The sequence below is a fragment of the Bifidobacterium sp. KRGSERBCFTRI genome, assembly GCF_025908335.1.
Genome location: NZ_CP109653.1, coordinates 1,076,669 through 1,098,117, shown reverse-complemented (window position 1 = coordinate 1,098,117; position 21,449 = coordinate 1,076,669). Strand labels below are relative to the sequence as shown.

Genomic DNA, 21,449 nt, shown 5'->3' with positions numbered 1-21,449 from the left:
CGTATCGTTTTCAGCGCATTACAGAACGCATGCGAGTCGCTTCCGTCTCTCACTATGGTAGGAAAAGACAACCGATAGAGGAGCGGAACGCATATGGCAGGTATCAAGGACTGGTTCTACGCCATCGATGTAATCAGCGGCTGGTTCCCCGTCACCATATGGACACTGGTGGCGATCGGCATCGTCGTATTGCTCATATGCCAGAGGAAAGGCGAGTCGCGCAAGCGCTTCCTCAGGCAGCTCGGCATAGGGTTGCTCGCCGGAATCGTCGGTCTCGCCGCGACCTATGTGTGTTCGGATGTGCTCCTGCTGTTCGGGGTCTCGCTCGGCTGGCCGGTGATCATCGCAATCGGTGTGGGCGTGTTCCTGTTCGCATTCATGATCGCCGCCGCGGTGATGACCCATGGCTGGCTGCGCGTGCTCTCCATCGTCATGATCCCGGTCACGCTGCTCGCCACCGCGGTGCGTGCGAACGCAATCTATGGTGAATACCAGACGATGGGCAGTCTATTCGATTACTCGCCCTACCCGCACATCTCAACGCTGGATCTTTCGCTCAACACGATCTCGGTACGTGAATGGAACGAGCAGGCGGTGGCAAAGAGCCGCAACACCACGCAGATTCCCCAATCGGGCAAACTCGTGCATGTGGACATCCCGAATCCGAAATCCGGGTTCAAGGCGCGCGAGGCGCTCGTGTGGCTGCCACCGGCGGCCTTTGCCAAGCACCCGCCGAAATTGCCGGTCATGGTGATGTTCGCCGGCCAACCGGGCTCCCCCACGCGTTTCTTCACCGCAAGCAACGCAATCGAGGTGTTGGGCAGATTCGCCGCCGAGCACCATGGTCTCGCCCCGATTGTGGTCAGCCCCGACCAAAACACGGCTGCGACGCGCAACAGCCTGTGTGCGGACACCACGAAATGGGGCAAGGCCGAAACGTATCTTGCACAGGACGTACCCGATTGGATCAAAGCGAACCTGCCCGTCAACGACAAGGCATCACAGTGGACGATCGGAGGGTTCTCGCAGGGCGGCACATGCGCGACGCAGCTGGCGCCGAACCATCCGAACATCTACGGCAATGTGCTGGCAGTAGATGGTGAGGTCGCTCCGACCGAGGGCAGCGTAGACCATATGGTCGAGGCGTATTTCTCCGGGGATAAGGCGGCATATGAACGGCAGGTGCCGCAGAATGCGATTCGGAACAATGCGCCATCGAAACAGCTCATGATCCTTGGTGCGGGCGCACGCGACGGCGAATCCGTCGACAACATACGCAAGATCGGCGACACCGCCCGGGAAAACGGGTGGACGGTGTTCAGATTCGCAGTGAGCAACTGGGGCCACGACTGGCATGCCGTCAATGCCGTCTTCGCCGTGGCCCTGCCGTATTTATGTGAACGCATGGGATTGGGCAACGAGAATGTGCAGTTCCCGACCGATTCAGAAGTGAAGGAGATATCGTGAGCGCAACGGATTCGAATGACGGCGTCGCCAGCGGGCAGACGCAAGCGGCGGCAAAACCGCCGACCAGCCCCAAACCTCCCAAAGCGCCGAAGCGGTATGCGGCGCAACCGGTGAGCAACCAGCTGCTGAACGACATCCGGCGTTGGATCCACGAGCAGAGCTTCGCCCTGTGGGTCACCTTCGGCTTCATCATGATCAATGTGTGCTGGTGGGCATGGTACAACATCGAGCACCACAAGATGCCACGCCATGCGCTCACCACGAGTCTGCACGAGTTCAATGTGGGGCATCTCATCGCCTCGCTGTTCCTCACCGGTTCGGTGTTCCAGATGATCGTGGATGCGCTGCTGATCCTGTTGGTGCTGTGCTTGGCGGAACCCTATCTCGGCAAGTCCCGCACAGCCGCCATCAGTCTGGTGAGCGCCGCATCCGGCACACTCGTAGGCCTGATCATCTGTTCGGCGATCAGCGCGATGCTCGGCGAACGTGCGGAGGTGCTGAACATCAGCTTCACGCTCTCCCCCGTCGTGCTGGTGATCGGCGCGCTCATGGCGGCGACGGCGTTCTCATACCAATTGTGGCGCAGACGCATACGCATCATCGGCTACACGGCCATCATGGTCGTGGTGCTCTACGGCGGCAATCCCGGCGATTATTGCGTGCTGTTCGCCGCGATCATCGGGCAGATCATAGGCCGTGCGATTGCCGGCAAGCCAATCGAAGCCGAGCAGTGGCATTGGCAGTACAGTTCGTCGCAGGAGATTCGCCGCATCTTCGGCGCGATCGGCGTGGTGCTCGCCTTGGGACCCATGGTGGCGACTTCGTCGCGATCCCATGCCGGCCCTCTCGTGTCGGTGGCACTGGTGCTCAGCCCCGAATCGGTGAACACCGGGGTGTTGGCGGCCTGCATGCACGGCCATGTGGTCGACGGCTGCCTCCAACAGTATTCGCTCATGCGTGCCAGCCAACCGGGGGACGTGGTGCGATCGGTGCTGCCGCTGCTGGTGATGCTCGCCCTGGCATGGGGCATGTGGCTGGGACGGCGCACCGCCGCGATCAGCAGCATCGTGTTCTATGCGGCGAGCGCGTTCTTCGCCATCTCCTACTACCTGTTGCCGTATTCGTTGGATGATCAGCTGCATATCACCATGGGCAACATACCGCGCATGATTCTCGTCAATGCGCTTATACCGCTCATATACGCGATTGCCGTGATCATAGAGCTCCCGCATTTCTCCATTCGCACGAAACCGCGGACGCTTCGCCGCTGTGTGGCTGCCATTGTGATCGCCTTCGTCGTATGTTCGGCCATCTACCTGCTGTTCGCCTGTTTGCGACCTCAGGATTTCACGCCGCATCCGAATGTGGGCATGGTGCTACGCGAGTGGCCTGCAAGGTTCCTGCCGATCGGGTATCTGACGGATTCGAGCATCTCGTTCATCGCCGTCACCCCGTTGGCTTCGCTTGTTCTGCAGGGCGTGGGCATTGTGTTCTGGATCGTGCTCGTCGTGGTCTCCTTCGCGTGGCTCAACGCGTCAATCGACTATGACCACAAGGCCCATGCGCTGGCCGAGGAACTGGTGGAAGACGGCGGCGAGTCCATGAGCTTCATGACGACGTGGGAGGGCAACGAATACTGGCTGTCGCCCAGCAAAAGGTCCGCTGTCGCCTACCGTGTGCTCAACCACATCGCATTGACCACCACCGGACCGTTCGGCGACCCGGATGAATGGATGAGCGATATGGACGAGTTCGCCCGCTACTGCTCCGACCATTCATGGTCCCCGGTGTTCTACGCCATCCACGAGGAGGCCAAGGATCACCTGCAGCAGCTCGGATGGCACTCCATTGTGGTGGGAGACGAGATGCTCATTGACCCGCAAAGCTGGAAGACCACCGGCAAGAAGTGGCAGGACATTCGCACGGCCATCAACAAAGCGAAGCGTGAGGGCATTGTCGATGAGATGAGCACCTACGATGAGGCGCCCCATGAGGTGCAGGTGCAGATCGAGGAGATTTCCGAGCAGTGGAGCGAAGGCAAGGCGCTGCCTGAGATGAAGTTCACGCTCGGCGGCGTGGAGGAGCTCAAGGACCCGCGCGTTCAGGTGCTCTATGCCATAGATTCCGACGGCATAGTGCAGGCGGTCACCAGCTGGCTGCCCACATTCAACAACGGGCGCGTGATCGGCTGGACGCTGGACTTCATGCGCTACCGTTCCGGAAGCTACAACGGCATCATGGAGTTCCTCATCGCACGCATGGCCCAGCGCATGCATGACCAGGGTGTGGCCGATCCGAGCAACCAGGTGCAGTTCGTGAGCCTGTCGGCGGCACCGCTTACGGGACTCAAGAACTTCACCGACGCGAAGAGCGACGACAGCTCGAATGTCGATGGCACCACGATGCTCCAGCATTCGCTCGCGCTTGTGGCGGATCTGCTCGAACCGGCCTATGGGTTCAAGTCGCTCTACAACTTCAAGAAGAAGTTCCAGCCGATCGAGCGTCCGGTCTACATCAGCTACTCGGATTCCGCATTGCTTGCCAATCTGGGCATTGCAATCATCCGCGCCTACCTGCCCGCCCTGACGTTCAGGGATGCCCTGGGCATGCTTTCGAGCTTCAAACCGGCCAAGCCGAAGGATGACGGGAAGGCAACGGGCCATGGGCAGCCTGCAGGCAGCCCACGCGATGCTGCACACGAGTCCGAGGTACATGACGCCAAAGGTGGCAAGCCGGTGGACGACCAAGCTGGCGAACCACGGTAAACCATCAGTGTTCTGCGTAAAAGGGGACAAATACATGCATGTATTTGTCCCCTTTTACGCAGAACACGCGTGAGCTGGCGCTAAAGTCTGCCGTGAAGTGTCAGGCTGCACAGTCACCGCGTGCGGCACGGCAGTCCGCGCACAGGCCGAACACCTCGAGCGTATGCGACTCGATGGTGAAGTCATGTTGCTGAGCCACGGACTGCAGCCACGCCTCGCTCGGAGGATCGATCTCCACCGTTCTGCCACACGACACGCACATGAGGTGATGGTGATGGCCGCCGGCGTTGCACAGTCTGAACAGCTGCTGCCCATTGAGCCGCACGGTGTCCACCTGCTTGGCGTCGGCCATCGTCCCCAGCTGGCGGTACACGGTGGCGAGTGCAATATGCTCGCCGGCGTCCTCGAGCCGCGCATGCAGCTGCTGTGCGGAGATGAAGTCGTCCGCACCCTGCAACGCCTCCCGAATGACGTCCTTCTGCCGTGTATTGCGCTCGCCCATGTTCCTCACCTTGCGAATCCGTGAATCTGTACCAGACTGTTCAACAATCCCAGCAGCCTGTCTGTTCCAATGACTGCGCTGCATCCCGGGGATTCTCGCACAGCACGGTGATGTGCCCCATCTTGCGGTTGAACTTGGCCTCGGCCTTGCCGTAGTCGTGCACATGCCATTCGGGATGCATCGGCTCCACGGCCTGCGTGGGTGCGATATGCTGGCCGAGCACGTTCACCATGACCGCGGGGCTGAGCAGACGCGGTGTGGGCAGATTCCAGCCGGCGATGCCGAGCACATGCATGTCGAATTGGTCGAAATCGCAGGCTTCGATCGTGTAATGACCGGAATTGTGTGGGCGCGGTGCGAGCTCGTTGACGATCACGGTGCCGTCCGCCTTGACGAACAGTTCGATGGCGAGCGTGCCCGCCAATTTGAAGCCGCGCGCGAGCTCGAGCGCCAGTTCATGCGCGGTGCGCGCCACCTGTTCGTCCACGTCCGCCGGGGCAAGCGTGAGATGCAGGATGTTGTCGCGGTGAATGTTGCGCACGATCGGAAACGTCTGGTAATCATCGCCGTTGCCGCTCACCAGAATGGAGGCCTCGAACGCGAAATCGACGAACCCCTCGAGTATCGCCTGCGGGAAGCCCTCATCAGGCCAGACCTCGGCCAGATCGTCCGGTGTGCGCAACACGATCTGCCCATGGCCGTCATAACCGCCTTCACAGGTCTTGAGCACGGCCGGGTAGCCGATCTCGGCGAGCGCCGCGTCGAGCTCTGCGCGTGAGCCCACCGGTCGCCATGGTGCCGTGGCGATGCCATGGTCATTGATGAACGTCTTCTCGGCGATGCGGTTCTGTGTCACGCGCAGCAGGTCGGTGCCCTGCGGAATCGCCACAATGTCGCGGACCGCATCCAATGCGTCGGCATCCACGTTCTCGAACTCGTAGGTGAGCACGTCGCTGCGTTCGGCGAGCTCGTGAATCGCATCCTGGTCGTCGTAGTCGGCGACAATCTGGAAGTCGGCAACCTGCGCGGTGGGGCAATCGGGTGTCGGGTCAAGCGTGCCGATGCGGAAGCCCATGTATTTCGCGGCAAGCGCCATCATGCGGCCGAGCTGGCCTCCGCCGACGATGCCGATGGTCGCCCCCGGCAGCAGACGCGTGATCTGGCCGCCGGTTTCGTCAGATAAGCTCGGCATTGGACTGCTCCACCTTCTCCTTGAGTTCGTCGCGGTATGCCTGCAGTGCGTCCGCCAGACGCTCGTCGTTCATGCTCAGCATGCTTACGGCGAGCAGACCCGCGTTCGTGGCGCCCGAATTGCCCACGGCCGTCGTGGCCACCGGAATGCCGCCCGGCATCTGCACGATGGAGAGCAGCGAATCCCAGCCGGAGAGCGCGTGGGAGCGCACCGGCACACCGATGACCGGCAATGTGGTCTGTGCGGCCACCATACCGGGCAGATGGGCGGCTCCACCGGCACCGGCGATGATGATCTTGAGCCCGTTGGCGCGAGCATTGTGCGCGAATTCACCCATGAGTTCGGGGGTGCGGTGTGCGGAGACCACTTGCTTCATGTACGGGACCTCAAAGCGGTCGAGCATCTCACAGGCGTACCTCATGGTCTCCCAATCGCTCGCCGAGCCCATAATCACTGCCACTTGCGGCTTGTTTGCGGTCATATTACCTCCAGCGCATGTGCGCCCGCACCCGATCCGTGTGGGAGGCGCGCGGCTCACCCTGACTTGTTCACTGTACGCCAAAGGTGTGTCGCGGCTTGCGCGAGCACTCCTTTTGCGGCATTATCTGGCATGATTGATGCCTTATAGCTCTCACACTATAATATGTGCATGAAGTTGACCATATGCGACGCGAATGTTGGAATGCCCGCATATTCTTGCGAACGCCTGCCCGGCGGAATAGAGAGGGATCACTAATCTCATGACACACGACCTTCTGTCTCAAGTGCTGTCGCCTTCCGACGTGAAGCTGCTGGATCCCACGCAGCTCGATGCCCTGTGCGCGCAGATCCGTGAGACGCTTGTCGAATACGGCAAGAGGTACGGCGGCCATATCGGTTCCAATCTTGGTCTGGTCGAGGCGTGCGTGGCATTGCATGTCGTGTTCGAATCGCCGCTCGACAAGATCGTGTTCGACGTGTCGCACCAAAGCTACGTGCACAAGATGCTCACGGGGCGCGCCGAGGCGTTCCGCAGGGCCGAGCTGTTCGGCACGGTGACCGGTTTCACGAACCCAGGGGAAAGCGAGCACGACCATTTCGTGCTCGGGCACACCGGCACGTCGATCTCGCTGGCATGCGGCATGGCGAAGGAACGTGACATGGTACGGGCTGCGGGGGGCACGGCGCAGACGAACAATGTGATCGCGGTGATCGGCGACGGCGCCCTCAGCTCGGCGATTGCGTTTGAGGGGCTCAACAACGCCGCCGAGCAAGGCGGCAATATGATCATTCTCGTCAACGACAACGAGATGTCGATTGCCGAGAACCATGGTGGCATGTATGCGACGCTGGCCGCAATGCGTGAGTCGCACGGCAGGGGCGAACGCAATCTGTTCCGCGACTTCGGACTCGACTACCGCTATGTGGAGCACGGCAACGATGTGCATGAGCTGATTCGTGCCTTCGAGGAGGTGCACGGCATCGACCATCCGGTGGTCGTGCACATTCACACAACGAAGGGGTTGGGGCTCGACGCCGAGGATGCCGCACAAGGCGTGTGCGAAGGCCGCTGTGAGGCGAACCATTGGCAGAATCCGCTCTCACGGGCAGATTCTTCGCTTGGCGCCCGCAAATACTATGGCGGTCTTGCCATGGCGTCGCTGGAACGCCGTTTCGCCACCGAACCGGGGCTGGTGGTCATCTCGCCTGCCACGCCCGGTTCCAACGGCATCACGCAGGACTTCCGTGAGCGCGCCGGCGCACATTATGTGGATACCGGCATCACCGAGGAACATGCCGTGGCTTTTGCCTCTGGCATCGCCAAGGCCGGTGGCAGACCCGTCGTGGCCACCTCCGCCACGTTCTTCCAGCGCACCTTCGACCAATTGCAGCAGGAGCTCGCCCTCAACGACACCCCGGTGACGCTCCTTTCCTTCGGCGCGGGTCTCTCCGACGCCGACAACACGCATTCGGGCGCCTTCGACATCGCGATGTTCGGCAACATTCCGGGGCTGACCTGCCTGGCTCCCACTTCGCGCCGCATGTTCCTCGACATGCTCGGCTGGTCGACGTCAGCACGCAACACGCATCCGGTGGTGATCCGCGTGCCGGGCGACACGATTCTCAAGGATGAGCGTGCCGGCGAACTCGACCCGGAGGCATCGCTCGCCCCGCAGAAGACCGATCTGCTCAAACCCTGGTTCGGCTATGACGTGGTCTCGGACGGCACCGACGTCGCCGTGCTCGGCCTGGGCAATGCGTTCGCGACCGCACATGCCGTGGTCGAACGGCTTGCAGACTCCTCCCCTGCCATCGCCGCCACGCTGATCAACCCGTTGCAGTTCTCATCGCTTGACGAGCAGACGCTGCGCTCGCTCGCCGAGGATCACCGCGTGGTGGTCACGCTCGAAGACGGCCAGCTCGAGGGTGGCTGGGGTGAGAAGATCACGGCGTTCTACGCGAACATGATGCCGGATTGCACCATGCGCGTGCTCAATTTCGGCGCCGACAAGGAGTTCACCGACCGCACGCCGCTCGCCGAGCTCAACAGCCGCTATGGCATGACCGTCGAGTCGATCTGCTCGCGCATCCACGGACTGCTCGACTAACGCCCCATACATACGAAAATGCGAGGATTCCATGGAATCCTCGCTTGAAGTGACCCCGGACGGGCTCGAACCGTCGACCTTGAGATTAGAAGTCACATGCTCTATCCAGCTGAGCTACGGGGCCAAACCGTACCTAGTATAGCCATAGGGCTGCACAGCGCACGCCGGTCGCTCTAGGCACGGCGGCGAATCTGCTTGGCGGCGAGCATCGCGAAGTTGCCGCCCACCGCCACGAGCATGCCGCACAGCACTCCGACCTCCCGTTTCGCAACAGCACCATCATCACGCCACCATCCGCATACTATTCGAGAATGCAGCTCAGACCGAACAGCACAAGTACGAACAGCGCACAGAAGCTCGTGTACTCCTTGAGGTACTTGCCTTTTTGGTTGGGATACATCTTCGTGAAGTGCTTGTAGGTGACGAGCGAAGCCATCGAGGCGATGAGCGTGCCCAAGCCGCCGAGGTTCGTGCCGATGATGAGTGGCACGTAGGCGTTCGAGAAGCCGGCGAGCAGCAGCGAGGTCGGCACGTTGGAGATCACCTGGCTGAACAGGATCGAGACGCCGAGCGGGTGCACGCCCACGCACTGTTGCGCGAGCTGGGCGAATTCGGGCACACGCCTCATGTTGCCGATGAAAATGAAGAACATGATGAACGTGAGCGGCAGGCCCCAGTCCGCGTGGCGGAACGAGCGGCGGTCGCACACCATCATGACGGCGAACACGACCACGCACATGACCCAGAGCGGAATGAGGTCGCCCACGGCGAGCACGCAGACGATGAACGTGATGGCGTAGACAATCACACGCCAGCCGCCATAACCGGCGCCATAGCCGGTAACGTGGATCTCGTCGGGCTGCGGTTTCGTGGAATCCGGCGCAAGCACGCCATGCTCGATCGATTTGGAGTCCATGCCGCTGATGCCCTCGAGCCTGCGCCCGCGGAACACAATGCAGGTGATGGCAATGAGCATCGCCGCCGAGACCGCCGTATAGGGCCCCATCACCGCCAGGAAATGCCCGGTGGACATGCCGGTGAGCGCCTTGAAGTAGAGGTTGTGGGCATTGCCGATCGGCGTGAGCATGCTGCCCGTGTTCGCCCCGATCGTCATCAATGTGCACACGAGAATCGCGCGGTCCTCCATCTTCGCCATCTTGAGCACGGCGAGTGCGAACGGCACGAATGTGAGCAATGCGACATCGTTCGTGATGAGCATGGACGAGAAGAACGTGAGCGAGATGAACGTGAGCACGAGTCCGCGTGCGGTATCCACGTGTTCGAGCAGCTTCGCGCCGATGATGCGGAACACGCCCACGCGCTGCAGCCCGCATACGACGAGCATGAGGCAGATCAGCTGCGCAATGGTGCTCACATGCACGTATTCGCGATAGTGCCAGTCTGGGGGAACAATGAAACAGGAAATCAATGCGAGCAGCGTAGCCACTATGAGAATGGTTTCGCCACGCAGGAATGCACCCACACGATGTCGCATTCACTCCTCCACACTCTGTCGAAAACGTTACTATCCTACACGAAATACCGGTGCCACATGGGATTTCGTGCACGGTTTTCCCGACCAAATACGTGTGGATGACGCCATTTGCACTTGCAAACATTGCCGTTCGTTGCCGACCGTTTTGCCCAAAAAAGTTTTCCACAGAGTCAAAACGGTCATGGCCGGCACCGGCTCGGTCCGATGCATCGACTCAGCCGGCCGCGGAGCCGAAGATCTGCGACTGCAGGTCCTTGCGCTCGCGCTCGACCTCGGTGATCGCGCCGAACAACCGGATCTGGTCATGCGTGTTCGTCGCACGACTCGCCTGCTGGCGCAGGATGCCGATTCTTCGCATGTAACCTGTGTCGATGAGACTGGCGGTGAGCTGGTTGGCATATTGCCTCTGCTCCGCGCTTGCCTCGGGCATCGGCTGGGCGGACTGGCTGCCCGGCTCCTGTTGGCCTGTCTGGGCCGCATTGCCGTTCGCCATGTTCTGGGGCAATGGCAGATTCATCACGGCCAGCTCGGTGATGACCGGTGCCAGCAGCGGGCCTCCCGCCTTGGTGAGCGCATGGAGCCACTGCCCGGGCGACGTGCCGGGTTCCGGAAGGCCACCGGCGGCCTCCACCGCCTCGAACATCGTCTGGAACACCGGCGTGGAGAAGCAATGCACGGTGAGGGCCTTGAACAGCTCGGCGTTGACGGCGCGCGGAATCTGCACCAGCGTGGCCATGAACTGCATCTCGGTGATGAACACGTTGTCGTCGATGCGGTGGAAATGCTGGGATCTCGCATTGCCACGCTCGATTTCACGCATACGCGCCTCGTTCATTGGGGGCTGTTCACGTTCGCGTTCATAGTTGCGGTCGTAACCGCGTTGGCGTGACGCATAGGCGTCCTCATTCGGCACATGCTGCGCACGTCGTGCGGATTGCACCTCACGCTGCAGGATCGTCAGATCGATGCCGATCCTGCGGGCGGCCTTGCGCGTGTAGAGGTCGAGCAGGCTCTTGTCTTTGATGCGCGCGATCAGGGGCGCCACCGCCTTGACGGCACCCATCTGGCCGGTGCCGTATTGGGTGTCGAACTTGCCTATGGCTACGTCGATCACGAAGTCGTACAACGGCCGGGCGTTGACCACGAGGGCGCGCAAGGCGTCGTCGCCGCGCTCGATGCGCAGGTCGCAGGGGTCGAGGTTGTTGTCTGCCACGGCCACGAAGGTCTGTGTCTGGAACGAGGAATCAAGGCCGAAGGCGTGTAATGCTGCCTTTTGGCCGGCCGCGTCGCCGTCGAAGGTGAATACGATGCGCGAGCTCAGCGGTTCGCCTTCCACCCTGAGCGGACCGGTGAGCTGCACGCCGCCAAGCGAATCGTCGGAGATGAGACGGCGCACGATCTTCGCATGCTCCTCGCCGAAGGCGGTGCCGCAGGTGGCCACGGCGGTGTCCACGCCTGCCAGATGCATCGCCATCACATCGGTGTACCCTTCGACGATCACGACCTGACGTTTCTTCACGATCTGCGGCTTGGCCAGGTCGATGCCGTAGAGCACCTGGTTCTTGTGGTAGAGCTGGGTGTCGGGCGTGTTGATGTATTTCGCGGCGATCGAATCGTCGTCGTAGAGCTTGCGGGCGCCGAACCCGAGGGTACGGCCCGTCGAGTCGCGAATGGGCCATGTGGCTCGTCCGCGGAAGTAATCGTATATGCCCCGGGCTCCTTGGCGCGCGAGCCCGGCGTCGAGCATCTCCTGCTGGGTGAAGCCCTTGTCGGCCAGATGACGCACCAGGTTGTCCCAGCCCTGCGGCGCATACCCACAGCCGAACCGCGCGCAGTCCTGCTGCGAGAAATTGCGGCCGGCGAGCAGCTTGCGGGCGGGCAGCGCCTCCTCGGTGAGAATCTGGCTCACGAAGAACTTCTGGGCCTCCTCGTTCGCCTCAAGAAGACGTGCGCGCTTGGTGCCCCTATGCGAGTCGTTCGCACCGCCGGCGTTCTCGTAATGCAGCTCGATATGGTACTTGTCGGCAAGCAGTTCCACCGCCTCGCGGAAGTCTATGTTCTCCTGCTCCTGCACGAACCTGAACACATCACCGCCACGACCGCAGCCGAAGCAATGCCATGAGCCGACCGACGGACGGACGTTGAAGCTCGGCGTGCGCTCGTCGTGGAACGGGCACAGGCCCACATAGGCGCCCACACCCGAGGGCTTGAGCGCCACCGTGGCGGAGACGATGTCGTACAGATCCGCCGCGTTGCGTACGCGCTCAATGTCTTCCTTCTTAATCATCCCGGCCATGTGGCATAGCATATCAGGCAGGCGAAGGATTCCCCAGCGTCATCGGCGTATTTTCCGCAGAATCTGCGCGCCTTCGCGGCGATTCATGCAATGGCGGTGTACGGGCACATCACAGCAGCGTGCTCTGGTCGAGCTTGCCCAGGTCCGTCTCGTCGAGCACTTCGAACGCATTCGCATACAATCGCGGCACACGGTTGCGCAAACAGGTGAAGATCTCATAGCTGATCGTATCGGCCGCCCGCGCCCAGTCGTCGGCGGTCGGCTCAAGATAGTCCTCGCCGCGCCCTGGCCCGAACAGCTCCACCGTATCGCCTATATGCACACCCATGTTCTCGGCGTCGCCATGCAGGTCAAGTATGAACTGGTCCATGCATACGCGGCCGCTCACATGGAATATGCGCGCACCATCGCGCGTCATCACCCGCACCGGCGCGCCCGGCTTGTTCACGTGCTTCGAACCGGCCTCGTTAAATCCCGAGGCGGAACGGTGAATGCCATCCGCATAGCCCACCGGCACAATCGCCGCGCTCGTGGGCTCATCGGTCACATACACGCGCCCATAGGACAGCCCCTCACCGGCGCCCACGTTCTTCACGGAGCTCAGTTGCGCCTGCAACGTCATCGCCGGCCTGAGCTCGTACTTCGACGGCGTGCCCATTGCCGGATCCGCCTCATAGCCATACAACGCTACGCCCGGTCGCACCAGGTCGTAATGGATCTCGGGGCGGCTCAGTGTGGCAGCCGTGTTGGCGAGATGCCGGATTCGCGGTTCGATCCCGCGTGCATGCAGGCGCGAGGTGAACTCCTCGAATACCCGAATCTGTTCGTCGGTTTTCTCAACGAACTCGCCGACGGCAGGGGCATCCGCCACCGCCAGATGGCTCCATTGGCCCACGATCTCAAACACCCCTTCGTCGACCAGCGGCAGCAGCAAGTCGATGGCGGAGTCGATCTGGGCCAATGTGAACCCGTTGCGCCCGAAGCCGGTGTCCACCTTGATGTGCACGCGCGCTGGCTTGCCAACGGCTCGCGCGGCCTCAGCAATCTTCTGAATCGCAGTCAGGGTGGCCACCGAAAGGTCCACATCGGCTGCAATGAGGTCATCGTAGGGAGCATGCAGCGGATTGTTCACCCACGTGAGCACGCGGGCCCGATCAACGCCAATGCCGGCATTGCGCAATGCGAGCGCCTCGCGGGCCTGCGCCACGCCGAGCCACGTGGCGCCGCCGGCGAGCGCAGCCAAAGCGGAGGGGACCAGACCGTGCCCATACGCATCGGCCTTCACCACTCCCATCACCTCGGTGGGACCGCCCTCGCGATTGGTGATATCGACCAAGTGGCGCATGTTGTCTCGCAACGCGGCGAGATCGACGATCACCTGCGCAGGGTATTCACGCAGCGCCTGATTATAGTTGCGCTCGCCCTGTTCGGAGGAAAACTGCCATTCTTCAAGTGCACTCACGCTCATGCACACCATTGTGGCCTGTTCGTATGACGAGTGCGTAAGCGGGTATGCGTGGGACGTGGACTCGCACCCCACGGGCCCATTGGCTCACCACTCGTGGCGTTGGTAGGCGATGCGCGTCGTGTCTTCGGTGCGGTCGATGAGCTGGATCAGGCCGCAACGGGCGAATCCGCAGCTTTCGAGCACATGCTGCATGGCCTTGTTGTTGGGGTGTGTGTCCACGCGCACATTGCCATAGTGTTTGAGGCACCATTCGATGCAGTCGCGTGCAGCATGGCGCACCAGGCCCGACGAGGCGATGCGATGGATCGTCACATAGGAGTCGTTGTCGAGCCACGCACCTTCGATCTTCGCATAGGTCGGGTCCAGCCCCGGGCACAGCGCGAACTGTGCGAGAATGCGTTCCTTGCCGCCCAAAGTATCTGCCAGCAGGATCGCCCGGTGCTCGCGAATGTCTTCCTTCACCGTCTGCGGCTTCGGGAACGCGTTCCCCCACTGCGTCGGATTCCCATTGCGCGCCATGAGTTCGCGGGCATGCGCGTAGATGCGCTCCATCTGAGGGTAGTCCTTCATGGTCGCGTGGCGAAAACGCCTGTTCGTGGCGTCCTGCATACCGTTTCTCCTCTCATTCGCGAATTCCTGCACAGCCTGTATGGCATTCCGGCTCACACAATATATGCGCCGCCTGCTATATGACGGCGCATATGAACATTCCCGGGAAGACTCAGACCACCTTGCGCTCGAACGGATCGGAGCTGATGCCTTGGGCCAGAATGTCCTTCGCCCATTCCTTCGCCGTGAACAGGCTGTGGTCGCGGTAGTTGCCGCAGCTTTCGATGGTTGTGGCGGGAACGTCGTCCCACGTGGCTTCGTTCGCGATGAACTCGAGCGATTCCTTGAGCGCCTTGGCGACGTCCTCGGTGGAATGCTCCCCCCACGTGAGCAGATGGAATCCGGTGCGGCAGCCGAATGGGGAGCAGTCGATGTAGCCGGGAATGCGCTCGCGCAGCAGCACTGCAATCGTATGTTCAATCGTATGCAGCCCACCCGTCGGAATCGCGTTCTCGTTCGGCTGCACCAAGCGCAGGTCGTAGTTCGAGATCACATCGCCGTTCGGGCCGGTCTCCGTATCGATGTAGCGCACATACGGCGCCTTCACCTTCGTATGGTCGAGCTGGAAGCTTTCGACCACCGGCTTGCTCTGCGTATTCGGTTCGTCTGCCATGACCGCCCTTTCCGTTGTAACAGTGCGTCCCACTCAGTGTAGCGCCGGCACCCGCCGTCGCTTCCAGCACCTGCCCGCACATCTTTACTAGGCAATCTTTTTTTGTTTATCTAATTATTCACTTCAGGCTGACCTGGTCAACAGATTGCCTACTATTGTCCTCAACACACCGCGGTTGCCACAAGCTCTTCACCGCGGGGCACATGCGCGTGACCGCAGATAGCACGGATGAGCCTGTGAATCCAGACCACTGCCGCTCTGCCGCGGCATGCCACCTATACATATCCGTTTCATCTCGCAAAGAACAGCACACCCATGGCAACCAATGTTCAGGATTCCGACGTCCGTCCCGTCCCAACCGTTACATCAGCACACCGGGAGTGGCCAAAGAGGTCCGCAAGTACATCGAGGACTATGACCACCCCGTCATCATCACCGGCGTCAAATCCGCCGACGCGTTCCTCGACTATACGGGAGAAGACGAGTTCTTCGCACCCGTTCTGCGCTACGACGGTTCGTCGAGCGAACGCAACGCACGCGAACTCGCCGAACAGGCGAAGGCGCTCGACGCGGACGCAATCATTGCCATCGGCGCCGGCAAACTGTCGGACACTGCAAAGAACGTGGCCGAGATGATGGACGTCGACCTGATCATCGTCCCCACGCTGGCCTGCGCCTGCGCCGCCTACTCGCCATACTCGGTGGACTATGACGACGAACACCGCTTCCTCGGCGTGCCCGTGCACCCGAGGAACAGCGTCGCATTGCTCGTCGATTCAGCCATGATCGCCCAGACGCCTCCGGAGAAATTCATTGGCGGCATTGGCGACACGATTGCGAAATTCTACGAGTCCGACCCTGTGTTCGCCCAAGCTGACGACCTGACCGTATTCGACCAGTTGTCGCGGCAGAGCGCGCGTCTTGTGCGCGACACACTGCTGAGCGAAAGCGAGCCTGCGCTTGACGCGTTGAACCAAGGCGCATACGACGACCCGCATGTACGCACACTGATCGACACGATCATCGGCATCGCCGGCACCGTAGGCGGCTTCGGCGGCGTGCGGGCCCGCGAATCCGGCGCCCACACCGTGCACGACGGGCTGACCCGCATCCCCGGCTCCGCGGAGACGATGCATGGCGAGAAAGTGGCCTACGGCGTGCTCGTGCAGCTCATCACCGAAGGCAAGGAAGACGAGGCGCGCGATCTACTGCCCTTCTACAACAAGATCGGGCTTCCCCACTCCTGGAAGCAGATGAACCTGCCATTCACCGACGAGAATCTCAAGACGGTGGCCGATTTCGCCGCAGATCCAGGCTCCCCGTTCCACGCGGCCGTCCCCGACGTGACCGCCGACCAGATCATCGATGCGATGCGCACCGTCGAAGCATTCTGATCCATACACCCTGCGTGGGCGCATTCCACCCGAAACGGCGAAATGCGCCCACGGCTCTATTCGCCATAAACCCGCGACATCCCAAACCGAGCGAATATGCTTGAAGTATGACATTCTTGATTATTTTCCTCGTGGCACTGGCGGTCAGCGCAGTGGGTTTTCACCGCTACATCTGGTTCATCTCGATAGGCTACGGCTTCTCCATCGCGGCCATTGGCACCGCGCTGCTCATCATGTTCGGCGTGCGGCATGAGCTGACGGCCGTGACCGCCATCATGGCCGCATTGCTGGTCGTGTACGGACTACGGCTCGGCGGCTATCTGCTCGCACGCGAATACCGCAGCTCCTCCTACCACAAGGTGATGCAACAGGCAATCGACAACGGGAACAATGTCAAGCTCCCGCTCAGGCTTCTCACATGGGTCGGCTGCGCGCTCCTCTACGCATGCGAGGCCTCGCCAATTGCCTTCCGCTTGCAGAACCATGCGGGAACCGACGCCGTCGCCATTGTGGGCGCGGCGATCATGGGCGTTGGCATCATACTCGAATCCGCCGCGGATCTCACGAAGAACCGGTTCAAGCAGCAACACCCACACCGCTTCTGCGATGTCGGGCTCTTCCGCATGGTGCGCTGCCCGAATTACCTCGGCGAGATCGTCACCTGGACGGGCGTGTTCGTCTCCGGCGTCACGATACTCGACGGCGCCTGGCAATGGATCGCCGCAATCGGCGGCTACTTGTGCATCTGCTGGATCATGTTCGGCGGCGCGCGCAGACTCGAGCTGCGGCAGAACAAGGAATATGCAGACGACCCGCAATACCGGCACTATTCCGAACACACACCGATTCTCATCCCGTTCATCCCGCTGCATAGCTTGAGCAATGCAAAGTGGCTCATCGGCTGAGTTGGCGGCCACACCGGAATCTACACTGAATAACCGAAAGCAACCCTGCAGAAACACGAGGGAATCATGTCGAACCTCACCATCCGTCATGCCAACGCCGGCGACATCGATGCCATCATGGAACTGTTGCGTCAGGTCAACGACGTGCATGCACACGGTCGCCCCGACCTGTTCATCGAGGGCAAGACGAAATACACGCCCACCGAACTCGCACAGATCATCGCAGACGATTCCCGCCCGATTTTCGTCGCAACCGACACCGATAGCACGTTGCTCGGCTACGCGTTCTGCATGGATGAGAACCATGCGGGCGCCAACAATCTGCAGCCGGTTCGCACGCTGTACATCGACGACATCTGCGTGGACGAGCGTGCGCGCGGCAAACACGTGGGCACTGAGCTGTACGACCATGTGCTCGACTATGCCCGTGCACACGGCTACCACAATGTGACGCTCAACGCCTGGGCTGCGAATCCAGCCGCCGTCAAGTTCTACGAGTCACTCGGCATGAGCGTGTACAGATACGGCATGGAGCAGATTCTCTAATCTTCCAAACGCACCGCGTGCCCGCGCAGGAAGGCGGCGAGCTCCCCGGCATCGCAACGGCCGGTGACGATGCTCTGCACCCACTGGTACAGCTCGTTGCGTTCCGGCTCCTCGGCATCGTCTGCGCGCACGTTCCAGCCATGCATCGCGAGGATCGCGAGCGCCATCTTCACCGCCGTGCGCTTGTTGCCGTCCGGGAAAATATGGTCTTTCGCGAAACGCGACGCGAAATCGGAGATCTGCTCGAACACGTCGGCATATCGTTCGCGCGGCGTTATGCCGAAGAACGTCAGGAACGTAGAGCCGAGCACCGACTGCACACGTCCGAGGATTCGCTCATCCACCGCAGCGGGCGCCGTCGGCGTGATGTCGAGTCCGGTGCCGCGAATCGTCTCCACATACACTTCGAACACCGATTCCGCAAGCGCATCCATGCGCATCTGCTTGCCGTCGAGCGCAATCGGTTCGGCACCGTCTTCGGCATTGCCCATCTTCCGCTCCCCTTCCATCACGAATGCTCCAGCAATCTGAGCGCATTCGGGTATTTGCGCTCCACCCCGTCCACACAGGCGGCCAGCGTGCGCTCACTCACTTCGCGTCGCATGTCGGCAGAGCCGGCGATATGCGACACGGAAATGCTCTCATAGCCTTGCTCACGCGCCGCATTCCACGCCCCATCCGGATGGTTTGACAGATTCAGCAGATCGGCCGCCGTCAGCCAACCGAGCTCACGCATCACGCTCGCGACGAGGCTCTCGGTGTTCTCCCCCAGCGCTTTGACTTGCCATTCGTCGCGCAGGCGGATCATGCGCGAGCCGAACGCCTCGTATTCCGCCCAGATCGCAGGTATGACCGGCCCGCATTCGCCGACCGCGATCTCATCGGCGAACAAAGGCGCACCGGCGTCGCGCAATGCCCCGACCTGACACCAGTAGACGAGCAGGTTCAGCTTCAGATTCGTGAGGAACCACGCGTCGCCATAGTGCGCCACGATGTGCCGTGCGACATCCGACGCCAGCATTGCCCACCTCCAGGTTCGCTATGTTCGACACCTCCACTATAGACAAATAGCAGCTTATACTCCCGCAACCACCTATTCACCACTGAATTCGTCGCGACTGATTCACCTTGTGGACATTCTTCATGCACGGCAATGAGGAACCGTGCCAAGTCCAAAAACATTGCAGTCTATGTCACTTTTTGCACAGCACCTGCATTTGTCTCACACAGTCGACTGGTGGAATTCAGCTGCGGAAAAGTCAGGAAGCCTTGGGATCCGTCACCTTGCTTAGATGACTTTCTACGGCACTGTCACCGGGAGCCTCCACCTCCGGGAAATCGAACAGTTCGACAATGGCATCGGCGAGTTCGGCGGTACGACGCTTGATATCTGCCGCCGTCCAATCACGCTTCTCATCGATCGGCTGTCTCGGTTCAGTAAGCGAACTGTTGAGTTTTAAGTTCTCACGCAGACCAACGAACTGACCGTCGCGCCGGTAGTCCCGCTTCGACCTCACATAATTCGCCTCTCCCTCCTGATACGGCGGATCCGCGGCGAACGGCAGCTGCTTTAGGTTGGAGTTATACGGAGTTAGCGTAAGGTTACCGAGCATATGCACAACCTGTTCCTGTATTTCTCCGGCGTTCGACGGGTCATCCGGCGAAATCGCCTCCTTCCACCACTCCGGCAGATTGGCACCCTCAGGCAAGATGTGCTCGATCGTCCAGCGCGGCGTCTTATTGTCGTACTCATCGAGGTTATCAGGTGTCGCCTTGTTGAATAGGTCACTGCCAGGCAGTCGGCGTTCAAGCTCGATGAGTAGAAAGCGCGTGGTGTTCTTGTTCTTGTCATACATGCCGGACTCGAGCAGTGCACTGCGAACGGCATCGTCATTGATCTGCGGGAGCGCGCCCAATTTGCCGACAATGCACCGCACTACATCATCGCCCTTAAGCTTTTTCGACTGGATCTCACGAATGTAATCGAGCATCATCGCACGAATATTCGACGATTTCGGTACCAGCGTGATATTTCGGCGCACGTAGAACGCGACCATCGCATCCAACAATGTGCTCAACCGTTTAGCGTCCAGATCCAGCCAGCTACGGTTCTCCAGCAGAAAGAACAGCAACGGGTAGAGCTGGGTTGACTCAAGCTTGCCAAGTTTGCTGAGACGTTCTGTGATCTCCCGATGCTCCGATGCAGCTCTCTCCGGCATAACGATCTGCGCGAATGTCTGCGCGCGACGGACCATCGTGCGCAGATAGTCCTCCCCTTTTTTATATTTACCATCAATGAGTCTCTGGTAATATCGCAGCGCTTTGCCTTTGGTAACGGAAGAGCGGCTGTCGTTCTCGAACGCATCGTAGTTGTTAAGAAGGAACTGGGTGACAGCAGCATCGTTGGTATTGCCTTGCTGATCGCTGAACTCACTCATTAAACGGTCCCATGACCTGAGCACTTCGTCGCTGTCTTGATGGAGATACTCGTTGCCCGCCCTGATGAACTCAACTTTGAGGAGATCAAGGAGCGTCAGCGGCTTGCCTTTCGAGTTGAACGACGAGAATACAGTGAGTGCATCCTCAAGGCCAGTGACTTTGACTCGCAATGTGATGATTGAATTGAGCTTATTGTAGAAACTCTGCAATTCTTCAGGCGTGCGAAACTCATCAGCGAACAGCTTTTGCGAAATATATTTGTACCGTTTCGGCAAAGTGCGATGCCAGATCTTGACCGGCCGCTCACCGAACACCACCCCAAGGAGCGCCTGATATCCATTGCTATCCGGTTCCAACAATTGAAGGCGTGGCATTCTGGATTTCTCTTCGAGGAGCAGCTGGCGCTTGATATCGCGACGAAGGCCAATGAGTTCCTCCTGTTCCTCACTGATATATTTGCCAGAGTCTTTCTGCGGTTCATCCATGAATTTCGTCGCATGCTCCCATACTGCCAAGAGGAACAATGACAGCGTGATGAGTCGCTGCTGACCATCGATGACATCTACAGTTGATTCGGAATCCCGGTGGTTTGTGACGAGGAGATTGCCGACATAATATCCAGGATCCTCCTGCTGAATATCGTTGAACAGTTGTTCGATCTGTTCCTCCCCCCACGAATAATATCGCTGATATTCAGGAATGATGTAGGCGTTATTGCCTCGCATCGGCATCAATTCTTCCAACGACTTCGTCTCAGCCATGATCTGCATAATGCACACCTTCCGCATCCGCTGTTGACCTGACTGCATTGTAAATGATCTGGATCTTCAGATCAATTCATCTGGCCCATTGTGACCTGCGGCAAAATAAATCAAGAAATTATCAAAACCGGTATCATAAAAACTTGGAGAACTCAGGTGACTTAGAGATACGATCACTCTTGCCATGCCAGAGCATCTCTAGCCGCGATGCATCATGTGGCATCTCATCCGCTTCGTTCTTACCTCTAAGTAATTACCAATATCCAAACAATGATTCGCTCGCACCGCATGGAATGTATAACGCATTATCGTCATTCGCGATGGCAGCGTCGACTATTTAGTCCGTTTTACCGAAATTCGGCGCTCAGCTTCCTATATTCTTTTCCCTCTTACACAAGTAGAGGAGGCC

Annotated in this window: 17 protein-coding genes and 1 tRNA gene; 6 read left to right on the top strand and 12 right to left on the bottom strand. The window is 60.1% G+C overall.

Features of this window, described 5'->3' with window-relative positions:
- Nucleotides 1-93 precede the first annotated feature (93 nt).
- Together OGI63_RS04615 and OGI63_RS04610 are read left to right on the top strand one after the other, a co-directional pair.
- Nucleotides 94-1,467, top strand: a complete 1,374-nt coding sequence (locus OGI63_RS04615) for an alpha/beta hydrolase-fold protein (protein WP_004218845.1) — start codon at nucleotides 94-96, stop codon at nucleotides 1,465-1,467.
- Nucleotides 1,464-4,232 carry a bifunctional lysylphosphatidylglycerol flippase/synthetase MprF gene (locus OGI63_RS04610; RefSeq protein ID WP_004218844.1) on the top strand — a complete coding sequence of 923 codons (2,769 nt, stop codon included), beginning with the start codon at nucleotides 1,464-1,466 and terminating at the stop codon, nucleotides 4,230-4,232. Before OGI63_RS04615 ends, OGI63_RS04610 begins: the two co-directional genes overlap by 4 nt.
- A 100-nt stretch (nucleotides 4,233-4,332) precedes the next feature.
- Here the strand turns inward: OGI63_RS04610 and OGI63_RS04605 are convergent, their stop codons facing one another.
- Genes OGI63_RS04605 through purE form a run of 3 tightly spaced genes read right to left on the bottom strand, consistent with a single transcriptional unit; the run spans nucleotide 4,333 to nucleotide 6,407 of the window.
- On the bottom strand, nucleotides 4,333-4,734 hold the full coding sequence (locus tag OGI63_RS04605) for a Fur family transcriptional regulator (protein ID WP_004218843.1): 402 nt from the start codon (nucleotides 4,732-4,734) through the stop codon (nucleotides 4,333-4,335).
- Nucleotides 4,735-4,774: 40 nt separating this feature from the next.
- Entirely contained in the window at nucleotides 4,775-5,926 is a 1,152-nt protein-coding gene (gene purK, locus OGI63_RS04600) for a 5-(carboxyamino)imidazole ribonucleotide synthase (protein ID WP_004218841.1), read from the bottom strand.
- Nucleotides 5,910-6,407: a 5-(carboxyamino)imidazole ribonucleotide mutase gene (gene purE, locus OGI63_RS04595; RefSeq protein WP_004218839.1), complete on the bottom strand. Its 498-nt coding sequence runs from the start codon at nucleotides 6,405-6,407 to the stop codon at nucleotides 5,910-5,912. Before purE ends, purK begins: the two co-directional genes overlap by 17 nt.
- Nucleotides 6,408-6,666: 259 nt before the next feature.
- Here purE and OGI63_RS04590 point away from each other — a divergent pair, with 259 nt between their 5' ends.
- The gene (locus OGI63_RS04590) at nucleotides 6,667-8,514 is read left to right on the top strand and encodes a 1-deoxy-D-xylulose-5-phosphate synthase (protein ID WP_004218838.1); all 1,848 of its coding nucleotides are present in this window, start codon (nucleotides 6,667-6,669) and stop codon (nucleotides 8,512-8,514) included.
- A gap of 50 nt (nucleotides 8,515-8,564) precedes the next feature.
- On the opposite strand, the gene OGI63_RS04585 is transcribed toward OGI63_RS04590, so the two are convergent.
- The 6 genes from OGI63_RS04585 to OGI63_RS04560 form a co-directional block, all read right to left on the bottom strand.
- A tRNA-Arg gene (locus OGI63_RS04585) sits at nucleotides 8,565-8,638 on the bottom strand.
- A 177-nt stretch (nucleotides 8,639-8,815) separates the two neighbouring features.
- A complete protein-coding gene (locus OGI63_RS04580) occupies nucleotides 8,816-10,009 on the bottom strand; it encodes an SLC13 family permease (protein ID WP_004218836.1) in 1,194 nt (397 codons plus the stop codon).
- Between the two features lie 214 nt (nucleotides 10,010-10,223).
- Complete coding sequence (gene dnaG, locus OGI63_RS04575; RefSeq protein ID WP_004218835.1) at nucleotides 10,224-12,305, bottom strand: DNA primase; 2,082 nt, start codon at nucleotides 12,303-12,305, stop codon at nucleotides 10,224-10,226.
- A gap of 109 nt (nucleotides 12,306-12,414) precedes the next feature.
- Nucleotides 12,415-13,782 (bottom strand): alanine racemase, encoded by a 1,368-nt coding sequence (gene alr, locus OGI63_RS04570; protein ID WP_012754372.1) that lies wholly within the window; start codon nucleotides 13,780-13,782, stop codon nucleotides 12,415-12,417.
- A gap of 75 nt (nucleotides 13,783-13,857) precedes the next feature.
- Complete coding sequence (locus OGI63_RS04565) at nucleotides 13,858-14,382, bottom strand: GNAT family N-acetyltransferase (protein WP_004218833.1); 525 nt, start codon at nucleotides 14,380-14,382, stop codon at nucleotides 13,858-13,860.
- 112 nt (nucleotides 14,383-14,494) lie between these two features.
- Complete coding sequence (locus tag OGI63_RS04560; RefSeq protein ID WP_004218832.1) at nucleotides 14,495-14,995, bottom strand: S-ribosylhomocysteine lyase; 501 nt, start codon at nucleotides 14,993-14,995, stop codon at nucleotides 14,495-14,497.
- A gap of 380 nt (nucleotides 14,996-15,375) precedes the next feature.
- Between OGI63_RS04560 and OGI63_RS04555 the strand changes: the two genes are divergently transcribed.
- The 3 genes from OGI63_RS04555 (at nucleotide 15,376) to OGI63_RS04545 (ending at nucleotide 17,840) form a co-directional block, all read left to right on the top strand.
- Nucleotides 15,376-16,389 (top strand): iron-containing alcohol dehydrogenase family protein, encoded by a 1,014-nt coding sequence (locus OGI63_RS04555; protein ID WP_004218828.1) that lies wholly within the window; start codon nucleotides 15,376-15,378, stop codon nucleotides 16,387-16,389.
- A 107-nt stretch (nucleotides 16,390-16,496) separates the two neighbouring features.
- Entirely contained in the window at nucleotides 16,497-17,294 is a 798-nt protein-coding gene (locus OGI63_RS04550; RefSeq protein WP_004218827.1) for a DUF1295 domain-containing protein, read from the top strand.
- Between the two features lie 66 nt (nucleotides 17,295-17,360).
- A complete protein-coding gene (locus OGI63_RS04545) occupies nucleotides 17,361-17,840 on the top strand; it encodes a GNAT family N-acetyltransferase (protein WP_004218826.1) in 480 nt (159 codons plus the stop codon).
- Here the strand turns inward: OGI63_RS04545 and OGI63_RS04540 are convergent.
- From OGI63_RS04540 to OGI63_RS04530, 3 genes are all read right to left on the bottom strand, one after another.
- Nucleotides 17,837-18,331, bottom strand: a complete 495-nt coding sequence (locus OGI63_RS04540; RefSeq protein WP_004269065.1) for a Fic family protein — start codon at nucleotides 18,329-18,331, stop codon at nucleotides 17,837-17,839. The genes OGI63_RS04545 and OGI63_RS04540 overlap by 4 nt on opposite strands.
- Nucleotides 18,332-18,348: 17 nt before the next feature.
- Complete coding sequence (locus OGI63_RS04535; protein ID WP_004218824.1) at nucleotides 18,349-18,861, bottom strand: Panacea domain-containing protein; 513 nt, start codon at nucleotides 18,859-18,861, stop codon at nucleotides 18,349-18,351.
- 238 nt (nucleotides 18,862-19,099) lie between these two features.
- Nucleotides 19,100-21,049, bottom strand: a complete 1,950-nt coding sequence (locus OGI63_RS04530; protein WP_004218823.1) for a DUF262 domain-containing protein — start codon at nucleotides 21,047-21,049, stop codon at nucleotides 19,100-19,102.
- Between the last annotated feature and the right edge of the window lie 400 nt (nucleotides 21,050-21,449).

What these genes read in the sequence shown, in the direction of transcription:
- OGI63_RS04545 (WP_004218826.1), top strand. Translation starts at nt 17,361, where the DNA reads ATGTCGAACCTCACCATCCGTCATGCCAACGCCGGCGACATCGATGCC.
- OGI63_RS04615 (WP_004218845.1), top strand. Translation starts at nt 94, where the DNA reads ATGGCAGGTATCAAGGACTGGTTCTACGCCATCGATGTAATCAGCGGC.
- purK (WP_004218841.1), bottom strand. Translation starts at nt 5,926, where the DNA reads ATGCCGAGCTTATCTGACGAAACCGGCGGCCAGATCACGCGTCTGCTG.
- OGI63_RS04605 (WP_004218843.1), bottom strand. Translation starts at nt 4,734, where the DNA reads ATGGGCGAGCGCAATACACGGCAGAAGGACGTCATTCGGGAGGCGTTG.
- OGI63_RS04540 (WP_004269065.1), bottom strand. Translation starts at nt 18,331, where the DNA reads ATGGGCAATGCCGAAGACGGTGCCGAACCGATTGCGCTCGACGGCAAG.
- OGI63_RS04560 (WP_004218832.1), bottom strand. Translation starts at nt 14,995, where the DNA reads ATGGCAGACGAACCGAATACGCAGAGCAAGCCGGTGGTCGAAAGCTTC.
- OGI63_RS04550 (WP_004218827.1), top strand. Translation starts at nt 16,497, where the DNA reads ATGACATTCTTGATTATTTTCCTCGTGGCACTGGCGGTCAGCGCAGTG.
- OGI63_RS04565 (WP_004218833.1), bottom strand. Translation starts at nt 14,382, where the DNA reads ATGCAGGACGCCACGAACAGGCGTTTTCGCCACGCGACCATGAAGGAC.
- OGI63_RS04590 (WP_004218838.1), top strand. Translation starts at nt 6,667, where the DNA reads ATGACACACGACCTTCTGTCTCAAGTGCTGTCGCCTTCCGACGTGAAG.
- OGI63_RS04580 (WP_004218836.1), bottom strand. Translation starts at nt 10,009, where the DNA reads ATGCGACATCGTGTGGGTGCATTCCTGCGTGGCGAAACCATTCTCATA.
- OGI63_RS04530 (WP_004218823.1), bottom strand. Translation starts at nt 21,049, where the DNA reads ATGCAGATCATGGCTGAGACGAAGTCGTTGGAAGAATTGATGCCGATG.
- purE (WP_004218839.1), bottom strand. Translation starts at nt 6,407, where the DNA reads ATGACCGCAAACAAGCCGCAAGTGGCAGTGATTATGGGCTCGGCGAGC.
- dnaG (WP_004218835.1), bottom strand. Translation starts at nt 12,305, where the DNA reads ATGGCCGGGATGATTAAGAAGGAAGACATTGAGCGCGTACGCAACGCG.
- alr (WP_012754372.1), bottom strand. Translation starts at nt 13,782, where the DNA reads ATGGTGTGCATGAGCGTGAGTGCACTTGAAGAATGGCAGTTTTCCTCC.
- OGI63_RS04535 (WP_004218824.1), bottom strand. Translation starts at nt 18,861, where the DNA reads ATGCTGGCGTCGGATGTCGCACGGCACATCGTGGCGCACTATGGCGAC.